General features: G+C 52.5%; 11 protein-coding genes. 4 read left to right on the forward strand and 7 right to left on the reverse strand.

Translation table 11 applies throughout. The annotated features are described in order from the left end of the window. Window positions 1–129: 129 nt before the first annotated feature. Window positions 130–372: a DinI family protein gene (locus NNO08_RS19850; protein WP_271457398.1), complete on the reverse strand. Its 243-nt coding sequence runs from the start codon at window positions 370–372 to the stop codon at window positions 130–132. Between the two features lie 423 nt (window positions 373–795). Here NNO08_RS19850 and pepN point away from each other — a divergent pair, with 423 nt between their 5' ends. Next, entirely contained in the window at window positions 796–3,408 is a 2,613-nt protein-coding gene (gene pepN, locus NNO08_RS19855; RefSeq protein WP_271457399.1) for an aminopeptidase N, read from the forward strand. A 104-nt stretch (window positions 3,409–3,512) separates the two neighbouring features. On the opposite strand, the gene ssuB is transcribed toward pepN, so the two are convergent. Genes ssuB through ssuE form a run of 5 tightly spaced genes read right to left on the reverse strand, consistent with a single transcriptional unit; the run spans window position 3,513 to window position 7,764 of the window. Next, window positions 3,513–4,280, reverse strand: a complete 768-nt coding sequence (gene ssuB / locus NNO08_RS19860) for an aliphatic sulfonates ABC transporter ATP-binding protein (RefSeq protein ID WP_271457400.1) — start codon at window positions 4,278–4,280, stop codon at window positions 3,513–3,515. After that, a complete protein-coding gene (ssuC, locus tag NNO08_RS19865; protein WP_271457401.1) occupies window positions 4,277–5,068 on the reverse strand; it encodes an aliphatic sulfonate ABC transporter permease SsuC in 792 nt (263 codons plus the stop codon). The genes ssuB and ssuC overlap by 4 nt, the downstream gene beginning before the upstream one ends. An 11-nt stretch (window positions 5,069–5,079) precedes the next feature. Next, the gene (ssuD, locus tag NNO08_RS19870) at window positions 5,080–6,225 is read right to left on the reverse strand and encodes an FMNH2-dependent alkanesulfonate monooxygenase (RefSeq protein ID WP_271457402.1); all 1,146 of its coding nucleotides are present in this window, start codon (window positions 6,223–6,225) and stop codon (window positions 5,080–5,082) included. Further along, the gene (locus NNO08_RS19875) at window positions 6,222–7,196 is read right to left on the reverse strand and encodes a sulfonate ABC transporter substrate-binding protein (RefSeq protein WP_271457403.1); all 975 of its coding nucleotides are present in this window, start codon (window positions 7,194–7,196) and stop codon (window positions 6,222–6,224) included. Before NNO08_RS19875 ends, ssuD begins: the two co-directional genes overlap by 4 nt. Further along, window positions 7,189–7,764 (reverse strand): NADPH-dependent FMN reductase, encoded by a 576-nt coding sequence (gene ssuE, locus NNO08_RS19880; protein ID WP_271457404.1) that lies wholly within the window; start codon window positions 7,762–7,764, stop codon window positions 7,189–7,191. The genes NNO08_RS19875 and ssuE overlap by 8 nt, the downstream gene beginning before the upstream one ends. A 372-nt stretch (window positions 7,765–8,136) precedes the next feature. Between ssuE and pyrD the strand changes: the two genes are divergently transcribed. Continuing rightward, window positions 8,137–9,147, forward strand: coding sequence for a quinone-dependent dihydroorotate dehydrogenase (gene pyrD, locus NNO08_RS19885; RefSeq protein WP_271457405.1), 1,011 nt, complete (start codon window positions 8,137–8,139; stop codon window positions 9,145–9,147). 166 nt (window positions 9,148–9,313) lie between these two features. Beyond that, complete coding sequence (gene zapC / locus NNO08_RS19890) at window positions 9,314–9,856, forward strand: cell division protein ZapC (protein WP_271442110.1); 543 nt, start codon at window positions 9,314–9,316, stop codon at window positions 9,854–9,856. On the opposite strand, the gene NNO08_RS19895 is transcribed toward zapC, so the two are convergent. Next, on the reverse strand, window positions 9,853–10,959 hold the full coding sequence (locus tag NNO08_RS19895; RefSeq protein WP_271457406.1) for a YcbX family protein: 1,107 nt from the start codon (window positions 10,957–10,959) through the stop codon (window positions 9,853–9,855). The two genes, zapC and NNO08_RS19895, sit on opposite strands and share 4 nt — an antisense overlap. A gap of 98 nt (window positions 10,960–11,057) precedes the next feature. Between NNO08_RS19895 and rlmKL the strand changes: the two genes are divergently transcribed. Then, a complete protein-coding gene (rlmKL, locus tag NNO08_RS19900; protein ID WP_271442108.1) occupies window positions 11,058–13,166 on the forward strand; it encodes a bifunctional 23S rRNA (guanine(2069)-N(7))-methyltransferase RlmK/23S rRNA (guanine(2445)-N(2))-methyltransferase RlmL in 2,109 nt (702 codons plus the stop codon). Window positions 13,167–13,171 lie beyond the last annotated feature (5 nt).

Here is a 13,171-nt window from a genome sequence, read left to right on the forward strand (position 1 = left end):
AAAGAATATGGGTAGCTCACAGTGAACCTGATTGAATGCGAAGCTCTGACAGGAGTAGTTGCGGCGATTGGCAACAAATAGCCACCAGTCGTCGCAGATTATATTTATCCAGGACAGCAGCGCCATTGCTTAGTCTGAAACCAGCCAGAACTCAGCCTCTTCAAACATTTCCTGAACAGTACGGCTTATCTGTTCTTTCTCATGCTTGCTGGCGTCAGTGTTGATCGCCGGCAGTGTCATCATCGGTTTTACCCGGACATCAGCATCCGGGAAAATATGGTGAACCCTCTTAGTCAATTCGCCCAGAATGATGTCTTTTGCACCGGGCAGACCATCAAAATTCCTTTTGTCATAAACGAGTTCCACGAACATTGTCTATTGCCTTTTTACTGTATAAACATACAGTATTTATACCGAATGCGTTTTATCTGTCAAGGGATAAGCTAGAGCAATGACGTTTATGGGGCATGCTCGACGGAATTATATTGCTGATTTGTTCTGGAACATGGATGGTTCCTGGTGTTAGCTAAATTCAGCCATGGGGCATGGATGGGGCAAAAGTGGTCTGTGAAGTTCGTTAAAGTTCATTAACTCTGACTTTCATCGATCTCGCTCATCCCTTGTTTTATGCGCTCCTGGACGATCTTTATCGATTTTAAAAACTATGAGTACATATTATTAAAATGTAGCAAAAAGGGTGTTTGTGCCTGAAAAGATGAACATTCTGCGTAGCGCGATTTACGCAACAGGAATAGACTGAAGCCGAGACTCTACAAAAGATGCTAAAGGTTTTTTATGACACAACAGCCACAAGCCAAATACCGTCACGACTATCGTGCACCGGATTACCAGATTACTGATATTGACTTGACCTTTGACCTGGATGCTGAAAAAACCGTGGTCACCGCAGTGAGCCAGGCTGTCCGTCATGGTGCGTCTGATGCTCCCCTTCGCCTGAATGGTGAAGATCTGACCCTGGTGTCAATCCACGTGAACGATGAACCGTGGACAGAATATAAAGAAGAAGAGGGTGCTCTGGTCATCAGCCACCTGCCGGAACGTTTTACGCTGCGTATCGTTAATGAAATCAGCCCAGCAGCTAACACCGCACTGGAAGGGCTGTATCAGTCCGGCGATGCGCTCTGTACGCAGTGCGAAGCGGAAGGGTTTCGCCATATTACCTGGTATCTCGACAGGCCGGACGTGCTGGCGCGTTTTACCACCAAAATTATTGCCGATAAAACCCGGTATCCATTCCTGCTCTCCAACGGTAACCGTGTTGCACAGGGCGAACTGGAAAATGGTCGCCACTGGGTGCAGTGGCAGGATCCATTCCCGAAACCGTGCTATCTGTTCGCGCTGGTCGCCGGTGATTTCGACGTGCTGAGCGATACCTTTACGACCCGCTCCGGGCGTGAAGTTGCGCTGGAATTATATGTAGACCGCGGCAACCTGGACCGTGCGCCATGGGCGATGACGTCGCTGAAAAATTCCATGAAATGGGATGAAGAGCGTTTTGGTCTGGAGTATGACCTCGATATCTACATGATCGTCGCCGTGGACTTCTTTAATATGGGGGCGATGGAGAATAAAGGTCTGAACATCTTTAACTCCAAATACGTGCTGGCGCGTACCGATACTGCCACCGACAAAGACTATCTCGATATTGAGCGCGTTATCGGTCACGAATATTTTCATAACTGGACCGGCAACCGCGTCACTTGTCGTGACTGGTTCCAGTTAAGCCTGAAAGAAGGGTTAACCGTATTCCGTGATCAGGAATTTAGCTCTGATCTTGGCTCTCGCGCGGTAAACCGTATTAGCAACGTGCGTACCATGCGCGGCATGCAGTTTGCTGAAGACGCCAGCCCGATGGCGCACCCAATTCGCCCGGATATGGTCATTGAAATGAACAACTTCTACACCCTGACCGTGTACGAAAAGGGCGCTGAAGTGATTCGTATGATCCATACCTTACTGGGGGAAGCGAATTTCCAGAAGGGAATGCAGCTTTACTTTGAACGTCATGATGGTAGCGCCGCGACCTGTGATGATTTTGTGCAGGCGATGGAAGATGCGTCGAACGTTGACCTTTCACATTTCCGCCGCTGGTACAGCCAGTCCGGTACGCCGATACTGACTGTGCGTGATGACTATAATCCGACAACGGAACAATATACGCTGACTATCAGCCAGCGTACGCCAGCCACGCCGGATCAGGCTGAAAAGCAGCCCTTGCATATTCCTTTTGCCCTTGAGTTGTATGACAACGAAGGCAAAGTGATCCCGCTACAAAAAGGCGGTCACCCGGTGAATTCCGTACTCAACGTGACCCAGGCAGAGCAGACGTTTGTTTTCGATAACGTTTATTTCCAGCCGGTTCCGGCACTGCTGTGTGAGTTCTCAGCGCCGGTGAAACTGGAATATAAATGGAGCGACCAGCAACTGACCTTTCTGATGCGTCATGCCCGCAATGATTTCTCTCGTTGGGATGCGGCTCAGAGCCTGTTGGCGACCTATATTAAGCTGAATGTTGCCCGACATCAGCAGGGGCAGCCGCTGTCACTGCCGGTACACGTTGCTGACGCATTCCGTGCGATTCTGCTCGATGAGAAAATCGATCCGGCACTGGCGGCAGAGATCCTGACGCTGCCTTCCGTCAACGAGATAGCTGAGCTGTTTGAGATTATCGATCCGGTGGCGATCGCTGAGGTACGTGAAGCGTTAACCCGCACGCTGGCTGCTGAACTGGCAGATGAATTCCTGGCTATTTATAACGCCAATCATCTCGATGAGTATCGCGTTGAGCATGCCGATATTGGCAAACGTACGCTGCGCAATGCCTGCCTGCGCTTCCTGGCTTTTGGGGAAACCCAACTGGCAGACGCCCTGGTGAGCAAGCAATACCGTGAAGCGAATAACATGACTGATGCGCTGGCAGCGCTGTCTGCGGCGGTCGCAGCACAGTTGCCGTGTCGTGACGCGCTGATGCAGGAATACGACGACAAATGGCATCATGACGGTCTGGTGATGGATAAATGGTTTATCCTGCAATCTACCAGCCCGGCAGATAACGTGCTGGAGACGGTACGTGGCCTGTTGAAGCATCGCTCCTTCAGTATGAGCAACCCGAACCGTATTCGTTCTCTGATTGGTGCCTTTGCGGGTAGTAACCCGGCGGCATTCCATGCGGAAGATGGTAGCGGCTATCAGTTCCTGGTCGACATGTTGACCGAACTGAACAGCCGAAATCCTCAGGTGGCATCTCGTTTGATTGAGCCGCTGATTCGCCTAAAACGCTATGATGCAAAACGTCAGGCGAAGATGCGTGCGGCGCTGGAACAGCTGAAAGGTCTGGAAAATCTCTCCGGCGACCTGTTTGAGAAAATTACCAAAGCGTTAGCCTGAGACGTTGACCTGTAGTTTTGTAGGCCGGATAAGGCGGTAACGCCGTTATCCGGCAAAATGCCCGGTGGCGCTCATACTTACCGGGCCTACAACGTCCTGAATGTTTATCCATGCAGTCGGATTGACTGTTCTGCCTCGCCACGCTGCATCACCCGATTCAACACTTCTGCCTCCAGTTCTGCCAGACGCGCCGAACCAATCCGACGTGGTCGTGCAATATCCACCGTTAAATCCAGCCCGATTTTTCCGTCCTCAATCAGCAAAACGCGATCGGCCATTGCCACCGCTTCACTAACGTCATGGGTGACCAGCAGTACGGTAAAGCCGTGCTCTTGCCATAAAGAGACAATCAGATCCTGCATCTCAAGACGGGTTAACGCATCCAGCGCGCCGAGCGGTTCATCCAGTAGAAGCAGGCCAGGGCGGTGAATTAATGCCCGTGCGAGGGCCACTCGCTGTTTTTGCCCGCCGGAAAGAGCGGCAGGCCATTCCTCCGCCCGGTTTTCCAGGCCAACAGCGGCCAGCGCATCACGGGCCGCATCGCGCCATTGGCCTTTCAGCCCCAGACCAACGTTATCAATAACCGTTTTCCATGGCAGCAGACGCGCATCCTGAAACATCATGCGCGTATCATCCTGAATCTCTGCCAACGGGGTGGTTCCGGCAAGTAATGCGCCTGAGGTGGGAGACTCCAGTCCTGCCAACAGACGCAGTAACGTGCTTTTACCTCCGCCGCTGCGGCCCACCACGGCGACAAATTGCCCCGCCGGAATATGCAGATCCAATTGATTCAGCACCGTATTGGCGGCGTATTTTTTTGTCACGGCGCTCAGTAAAAGCGGGGTACCCTGGTTCAAGCGAGCGGTATTCATACGGTAGCCTCCTTCACATGGTAAGCCGGGTTCCAGCGCAGCCAGACCCGCTCCAGCAATTGGGCGCTGACGTCGGCAAGTTTGCCGAGCAGGGCGTAGAGAATAATGGCCACCACGACCACATCGGTTTGCAGAAATTCGCGGGCATTCATCGCCAGATAGCCAATACCGGCATTGGCTGAAATGGTTTCCGCAACGATAAGCGTCAGCCACATCAGCCCAAGGGCGAAGCGTACGCCAACCATAATCGAGGGCAGAGCGCCGGGGAGGAGCACATGGATAAACAGTGAAAAGCCGGACAATCCATAGCTGCGTGCCATCTCCACCAGGCCGCGATCGATATTGCGGATCCCGTGCCAGGTGTTGATGTAGATCGGGAACAGCGTGCCCAGGGCGACGAGAAAAATCTTGGCAGATTCATCAATGCCGAACCATAAAATCACCAGCGGGATCAGCGCCAGATGCGGTACGTTACGCAGCATCTGCACCGACGTATCCAGCAGGCGTTCTCCCCAACGTGAAAGGCCGCTAATCAGTCCCAGCGTCAGGCCAATCGATCCACCAATGGAGAATCCGACCAGCGCGCGCCAGGCGCTGATCGCCAGATGCTGCCAAAGCTCGCCGCTGGCGGAAAGCGTCCAGAAGGCTTCAATAACACCCTCCGGGGAGGGCAGGATGCGGGTGGAGAGCCAGCCCATTGTGGATGCGAACTGCCAGACCACCACCAGACCCAGCGGTAAAAACCAGGGCGCGAGGCGCAATAACCACCTGTTTTTCGGTGTTGCCATTAGCCAGCTCCTTAGCTTTGTGCAGCTTTACGCGGGATAAATTCGTTCGCCACCGCTTCGCCTTGTTGGTGCAGGCGCTGTGGTTGTGGAATTTCGGGTATAGCGACATCCAGATGTGGGAACAGCAGTTCACCAACTTTGTATGCCTCTTCCAGATGCGGATACCCGGACAACACAAAGCTGTCGATTCCCAGCGCGGCATACTCGTTAATACGCGCCGCGACCGTAGGCCCATCTCCGACCAGCGCAGTACCTGCGCCACCGCGCACCAGTCCGACGCCTGCCCACAGGTTCGGACTGATTTCCAGTTTGTCGCGTTTACCGTTGTGCAGTGCCGCCATTCGCTGCTGGCCAACCGAATCTGTTCTTGAGAAGGCGGCCTGGGCTTTGGCAATGGTGTCGTCATCCAGATGGGCTATCAGGCGATCCGCGGCCTGCCATGCCTCTTGTGTTGTTTCCCGCACGATCACATGCAGACGAATACCAAAGCGGATCTTGCGGCCGAGCGCTGCTGCTTTGGCCCGCACCTGTTCAATTTTCTCTTTCACTTGCTCAGGCGGCTCGCCCCAGGTCAGATAGAGATCAACCTGCTCGGCAGCAAGGTCTTGTGCGACATCGGACGAGCCACCGAAATAAAGCGGTGGCCGGGGTTGTTGCACGGGAGGGAAAAAGAGCTTCGCGCCGCGGACATGAATATGTTTGCCGTTGAAATCCACGGTTTCACCTTGCAGTAAGCGCCGCCAGATCTGAGTAAATTCAGCAGAGGCTTCATAGCGCTCGGTGTGATCGAGAAATACGCCGTCACCCGCCAGCTCCTGTGGATCGCTACCGGTCACCAGGTTAAATAACGCCCGGCCGTTAGAGAGTCTGTCGAGCGTGGCGGCCTGGCGCGCGGCAACCGTCGGCGAGGTTACGCTTGGACGCAGCGCGACCAGAAACTTTAATCGCTGGGTGACCGGGATCATGGCGGCGGCGACCAGCCAGGCATCTTCGCAGGAGCGACCGGTTGGGATGAGAACGCCGGTAAATCCCAGACGATCGGCTGTTTGCGCGATTTGTTGCAGATAGTCGTGATCGACCGGACGTGAACCTTCCTCCGTCCCCAGATAATGACCGTCGCCGTGGGTGGGTAAAAACCAGAACATGTTCAGACTCATAATTTTTCTCCTGCCTGCTGAGTGGGTTGCCAGATACGCTGGCGAATATCGATTTTTTTCGGCAGCAACCGGTTGTCATAAAACAGATCGGCGGTTTGTTGCTGTAGCGCAGCAACAGAGGCGCTGACGGGGGTAATGGTGGTTGGCGGGCGGTGATCCAGATAAGAGGCAATTACCGGCTCGGGCAGGCCCATGGTTTTAGCCAGCAGGGTAATACTTTGCTGGCGTTGGCTGAGGGTTAACGCATCGGCCTGGCTAAAGGTATCCAGCGCGCCAAGCACAAATGCGCTATTTTTCTCGGCATAAGGACGTGCGGCGAGATAAAACGAACCGGTCTGTTTGAGGTCTGAACCGTCTTTCAGCACGCGCACATCACCTTGCAGTAGCGCGGCAGAGTAGTAGGGATCCCAGATAGCCCATGCATCAACGTTTCCTTGCTGGAAGGCCGCTCGCGCATCGGCGGGGGTCAGATAAGTCGGTTGAATATCGGTAAATTTCAGTCCAGCCTGTTGCAGCGCACGGAGCAGTAAATTGTGGGCGCTGGAACCTTTCTGGAAAGCGACTTTATGCCCTTTAAGCTGTGCCACGCTCTGGATGGGACTGTTTTTGGGCACCAGAATCACTTCGGCTTTCGGTTTGGGCGGCTCGACGCCCACATAAACGAGATCTGCCCCTGCGGCCTGGGCGAAAATCGGCGGTATATCACCCGTACTGCCGAGATCAATACTGCCGATATTGAGCGCTTCCAGCATTTGTGGCCCTGCCGGGAACTCAATCCACGAGATTTTGGTCTGTGGGTAGCGTTTCTCCAGTAGTTGATGGCTTTTAGCCAGCACCATGCTGACGCTTCCTTTCTGGTAGCCTATGCGCAGCGCGTCTGGTGCAGACTCTGCGGCATGGGCGAGCGTTGAAAGTGACAGCAATCCGGTTAACGCCAGCCACGGCGTGTGACGCTTGAGCAGATTAAGCATGGGCGGCACCTCGCAAAGCATTCAATTGAGGGAGTTGCACGTCGCGACGATGCAACGCCAGCCAGAAGGTCTCGAGCGCGCCATCCAGGCGCAATTGCAGGTTGGGGGTGAACTGAGGTTTATGCTGATAATCAATGACCTGCGAGTCATCAGCAAACACACCGTGCAGGATCTCCTGGGCCTTTAACGCACTTAGTACCGGTTTCAATGCATAATCGACCGCCAGTAAGTGTGCAACGGTCCCCCCGGTTGCCAGCGGCAACACCACTTTTCCTTCCAGTGCCCGTTCGGGGAGTAGATCGAGCAGTGTTTTCAATGCGCCAGAGTATGCGGCTTTGTAGACCGGCGTGGCGACAATCAGCCCGTCTGCATCCTGCAGTTGTTCAATAAATGTCTTCAGCGCCGGACTATCAAAACGGGCATAGATCAGATCTTCCGGGGCAAAATTGTGCAGGTTCCAGTGAAAGACTTCGACATCCTGACCGTTCAGTTTTTCTCGGGCATATTCCAGTAACGCGCTGGAGCGAGAGGGAAAGCGTGGGCTTCCCGCCAGAGTGATGACGCGCATAATTTCAATCTCCGCTTATAACTAATTGTTTGCTTTTAATTAACATTGATAACAATTTGTGCAGTCTGGCAGAGGGGCTTTGTTTATCGAAATGATTTATACGGGATAGAAAAGTTGAAAAATAAATATACCCGTCATACTTCAAGTTGCATGTGCGTTGGCTTTACTCGGCCTTTGGCCTCGCCCCTTCGGGGCCAGCGCAAGCGCTGTTCAAAACGCTAATGCGTTTGTCCTGCAACTCGAATTATTTAGGGTGTAAAAAGCAGGGGTGAGGAAAACGATTGCTATTTATTGCCGCAGGTCAATTCCCTTTTTGCTCACGATCGCACATAATACGCCCCCGGTTTGCACACCGGGAATCCAGGAGAGTTCATGTACTACCCCTTCGTTCGTAAAGCCCTTTTTCAGCTCGATCCTGAGCGCGCTCATGAATTGACATTCCAGCAATTACGTCGCATTACCGGCACGCCGCTTGAAGCGCTTGTCCGGCAGAAAGTACCCGCAAAACCGGTTACCTGTATGGGGCTGACGTTTAAAAACCCGCTCGGTCTTGCTGCCGGACTGGATAAAGACGGGGAGTGCATTGATGCACTTGGGGCGATGGGATTCGGCTCAATTGAAATCGGTACTGTGACGCCGCGTCCGCAGCCGGGTAACGATAAACCACGTCTGTTCCGTCTGGTTGATGCAGAAGGTTTGATCAACCATATGGGGTTTAATAACCTGGGCGTTGATAACCTGGTGGAGAACGTCAAAAAATCGCATTTTGACGGTATTCTGGGGATTAATATTGGTAAGAATAAAGACACCCCGGTAGAGAATGGCAAAGATGACTATCTGATTTGTATGGAAAAAGTCTATGCTTACGCCGGTTATATCGCGATTAATATCTCTTCACCGAATACGCCGGGATTACGCACGCTACAATACGGCGAGGCTCTGGATGATCTGCTTACGGCTATTAAAAATAAGCAAAACGATCTCCAGGCGATCCACCATAAATATGTGCCGGTGGCGGTAAAGATCGCGCCGGATCTTTCTGTGGAAGAACTGATCCAGGTTGCCGACAGTTTGGTTCGTCATAATATTGATGGCGTTATTGCCACAAATACCACCCTTGATCGCTCCCTTGTTCAGGGAATGAAGAATTGTGACCAAATGGGTGGTTTGAGCGGCCGACCATTGCAATTAAAAAGTACAGAAATTATTCGTCAGTTGTCTCAGGAATTAAAAGGGCAGTTGCCGATTATTGGTGTTGGCGGGATCGACTCGGTGATTGCCGCACGGGAAAAAATGGCTGCCGGTGCTTCACTGGTACAGATTTATTCGGGATTTATTTTTAAAGGTCCGCCGTTGATTAAAGAAATCGTCAGCAATATCTGATCTATGCCTTAATCCGACAACCAGGGCTTTATTTCTAGCCCTGGTTGTTTTATATTCCTTTACTGTTGCTTATTTAAACATTCTGAGCTTTTATTATTAGGGCAATAAACGAAGCGGCAAAAGGATAGTGTCGTAATGGCGATGATTAAGGAAAGGAGAGAAACTGATGCGAATTAAACCCGACGATAACTGGCGCTGGTATTATGATGAAGAGCACGATCGAATGATGCTCGATTTAGCCAATGGCATGTTATTCCGCTCGCGTTTTGCGCGTAAAATGCTCACGCCTGATGCATTTTCTCCGTCTGGTTTTTGTGTCGATGACGCTGCGCTTTATTTCTCCTTCGAAGAAAAATGCCGTTACCTGGATTTAGCTAAAGAACAAAAAGCGGAACTGGTGTTAAATGCGCTGGTGGCGATTCGGTATCTTAAACCGCAAATGCCAAAAAGCTGGCACTTTGTAGCGCACGGCGCGAACTGGTCGCCAGTGGTCGGTGACGCTGCCTGTGTTTATTTAAGCGATACTGAAGAACAGGTAAATCTGTTAGTGGTAGAGCCGGGTGAAAATGCCGCACTGTGTTTGCTTGCACAGCCGGGCGTGGTCATTGCCGGTCGCACCATGCAACTTGGCGATGCGATTAAAATCATGAATGACAGACTGAAACCGCAGGCAATTGTCGACAGTTTCAGCCTTGAGCAGGCGGTCTAACTTTCCAGCCTGATTGCCGTTTTGGGTACACAACTGCAGCAAAGAATCGTTCCGTCATCGCCAATCGCTGATTTTTTCAGTGGGCTGACTTCGCCTTCTACCAGCCGAATCCGGCAGCATCCACAAATTCCCGCACGACACGAGTAGGGAACACGGATCCCCTGGTTTTCCAGTTGTTCCAGCAATACCTGCTGATTATTTCCGCGAAACGTTTGACCTTGCCAGTCAATCATCACTGTTGCATCGGGTTGTTGTTGCAAAGCGGTATCATCAGATTCCGCCGCGCCGTACAGCCGGGCGGGTCCGGTTGCCAGTATTTCTACTTCATCACCTACACGAATTACGCCGCTATTACGGGCGATGAGATTTTGGCCGAAATCGACATCACCGTTGTCTGGCGCTGTACGAAAGGTTTGCAGCGTTGCCAGTGGCTCTCCGGATGGATGTTTCTGACCTTTCTCTGGGCTGACGGTAGTGAAAATACAGCGACTACAGGGTTTAGCCACGTCAAAGATAACGTCGCCGATGCGTATCACTTTCCAGGTATCTTCTTCCCAGGCGCTAGCACCTACAACCACCAGGTTGGGGCGAAACTGTTCCATTTTGATGCTGGCCGGGCAGCGCTGCTGCAGATCGCGCAGAGAGGCCTCGTTTGTCAGGAGATAGGGAAAACCATCGGCAAAAGATAACGGTACGCCATCGTGCCGCTTTACCCGACGCGTCAGTTGTGGGCCAACCCAACGTAACTGCACATCACGGGAAAAGAAACCACTGATCCAGCGATTGATATCCGCTGGTGCGACCCGTGCGGTAAAATGGTTTCCCCACACTTCTGTAGGTGCATCCTGCGTGGAGAAGTCGGCAAAGCGCACTAACGCACTGCTGCCGTCTGGCGCGGTAAGATGTAGGCCGTCATGGAATGGCGACGGGGTAAAACGGACCATTTGCGGGAACTGTCGGGCGGTGATGAACGTTCCGTCAGGTTCAGTGATCATAAATATGCGATCAAAGGCAAGGCCGCTGATATCTGCCAGGGCGTGCGTTAGCCCAATGCCGCGCATTGATTTAACCGGATGGATAAAAAGTCGGGTTAACGTGACCACTGTACAGCCCCTCGAATGAAAATAAGCCTTCAACTTTATGACATACAGCCCATATTAGCTATAATGCGCAGCAATTTTCTCGGAGTAAAAGTGACATTATGAATTCTCTGTTTGCCAGTACGGCCCGCGGGCTGGAAGAGCTGTTAAAAACTGAACTGGAAAACCTCGGCGCATTGGAGTGTCAGGTCGTTCAGGGTGGGGTCCATTTTAAGGGCGACACGCGGCTTGTTTACCAGAGCCTGATGTGGAGCCGCCTGGCCTCGCGCATTATCCTGCCGATGGGAGAGTGCAAGGTCTATAGCGATCTTGATCTGTACCTCGGTGTTCAGGCAATCGACTGGACAGAGATATTTAATCCTGGAGCCACCTTTGCCGTGCATTTTAGCGGGCTGAACGAGACGATTCGTAATAGCCAGTACGGTGCACTGAAAGTAAAGGATGCGATTGTCGATGCCTTTACTCGTAAAAACCTGCCGCGTCCGAACGTAGATCGTGAATCACCCGATCTGCGCATTAACGTTTGGCTGAACAAAGATACTGCCAGCATCGCGCTCGATCTGAGCGGAGACGGCCTGCATCAGCGTGGTTATCGTGATCGTGCGGGTCAGGCACCGATTAAAGAGACGCTGGCGGCCGCCATTGTGATGCGTTCAGGCTGGCAGCCGGGTACGCCGCTGCTCGATCCGATGTGTGGTTCCGGTACGTTGCTGATTGAAGCCGCAATGTGGGCAACCGATCGCGCGCCTGGTCTGCACCGTGGGTACTGGGGGTTCAGTGGCTGGGCTCAGCATGATGAAACCGTCTGGCAAGAAGTGAAAGCTGAAGCACAGGTGCGTGCGCGCAAAGGGTTGGCGGACTATACCTCGCACTTCTATGGATCAGATAGCGATGCCCGCGTGATTGAAAAAGCGCGCAGTAACGCCCGCCGTGCCGGTATTGCCGATCTGATGACGTTTGAAGTCAAAGATGTCGCCAAACTGAGCAACCCGTTGCCGAAAGGACCTTACGGTACTGTTATCAGCAACCCACCCTACGGCGAGCGTCTGGACAGTGAACCGGCATTGATTGCTCTGCACAGCCTGCTGGGACGCACGATGAAAAACCAGTTTGGCGGCTGGAATCTGTCGCTGTTCAGTGCATCACCCGATTTGCTCAGCAGTCTGCAATTGCGCGCGGACAAACAGTTTAAAGCGAAAAATGGCCCGCTGGACTGTGTACAGAAAAACTATCACGTTGCAGAAACGACCGCTGACAGTAAACCTGCAACAGTGGCGGAAGATTATGCCAACCGCCTGCGTAAGAATATTAAGAAGTTGGAAAAATGGGCTCGTCAGGAAGGGATTGAATGCTATCGCCTGTACGATGCTGATCTGCCGGAATATAACGTTGCGGTTGACCGCTATGGCGACTGGGTTGTGGTTCAGGAATATGCGCCGCCGAAGACGGTTGATGCGCAGAAAGCACGTCAGCGCCTGTTCGATATTATTGCTGCAACGCTGTCGGTACTGGATATTGCGCCGAACAAACTGGTGCTGAAAACCCGTGAGCGTCAGAAAGGGAAGAATCAATACCAGAAGATGAACGAGAAGGGAGAGTTCATTGAGGTGAGCGAGTATAACGCACGCCTGTGGGTCAACCTGACCGATTATCTGGATACCGGCCTGTTCCTTGATCACCGTATCGCACGCCGCATGTTGGGGCAGATGAGCAAAGGGAAAGACTTCCTTAACCTGTTCTCCTATACCGGTAGCGCGAGCGTACATGCCGGATTGGGTGGCGCGCGCAGCACTACAACGGTAGATATGTCGCGTACCTATCTGGAATGGGCAGAGCGTAACCTGCGACTGAACGGGCTAAGCGGACGTGCACACCGCTTAATTCAGGCTGATTGCCTGGGCTGGCTGCGTGATGCCAATGAACAGTTTGATCTGATCTTCATTGATCCGCCGACGTTCTCAAACTCTAAGCGTATGGAAGACTCGTTTGACGTGCAGCGCGATCATCTGGCGCTAATGAAAGATCTGAAACGTCTGCTACGCAAAGACGGCACGATTATGTTCTCCAACAACAAACGTGGATTCCGTATGGATCTCGACGGTCTGGCTGAACTGGGATTGAAAGCACAAGAAATTACCCAAAAAACGCTTTCCCAGGACTTTGCCCGTAACCGTCAGATCCACAATTGCTGGCTGATTACCTCAGCCTGAAAGGA

This window comes from Citrobacter sp. Igbk 17, from assembly GCF_028069775.1.
Taxonomy (GTDB): Bacteria; Pseudomonadota; Gammaproteobacteria; order Enterobacterales; family Enterobacteriaceae; genus Citrobacter.

What these genes read in the sequence shown, in the direction of transcription:
- NNO08_RS19850 (WP_271457398.1), bottom strand. Translation starts at nt 372, where the DNA reads ATGTTCGTGGAACTCGTTTATGACAAAAGGAATTTTGATGGTCTGCCC.
- pepN (WP_271457399.1), top strand. Translation starts at nt 796, where the DNA reads ATGACACAACAGCCACAAGCCAAATACCGTCACGACTATCGTGCACCG.
- ssuB (WP_271457400.1), bottom strand. Translation starts at nt 4,280, where the DNA reads ATGAATACCGCTCGCTTGAACCAGGGTACCCCGCTTTTACTGAGCGCC.
- ssuC (WP_271457401.1), bottom strand. Translation starts at nt 5,068, where the DNA reads ATGGCAACACCGAAAAACAGGTGGTTATTGCGCCTCGCGCCCTGGTTT.
- ssuD (WP_271457402.1), bottom strand. Translation starts at nt 6,225, where the DNA reads ATGAGTCTGAACATGTTCTGGTTTTTACCCACCCACGGCGACGGTCAT.
- NNO08_RS19875 (WP_271457403.1), bottom strand. Translation starts at nt 7,196, where the DNA reads ATGCTTAATCTGCTCAAGCGTCACACGCCGTGGCTGGCGTTAACCGGA.
- ssuE (WP_271457404.1), bottom strand. Translation starts at nt 7,764, where the DNA reads ATGCGCGTCATCACTCTGGCGGGAAGCCCACGCTTTCCCTCTCGCTCC.
- pyrD (WP_271457405.1), top strand. Translation starts at nt 8,137, where the DNA reads ATGTACTACCCCTTCGTTCGTAAAGCCCTTTTTCAGCTCGATCCTGAG.
- zapC (WP_271442110.1), top strand. Translation starts at nt 9,314, where the DNA reads ATGCGAATTAAACCCGACGATAACTGGCGCTGGTATTATGATGAAGAG.
- rlmKL (WP_271442108.1), top strand. Translation starts at nt 11,058, where the DNA reads ATGAATTCTCTGTTTGCCAGTACGGCCCGCGGGCTGGAAGAGCTGTTA.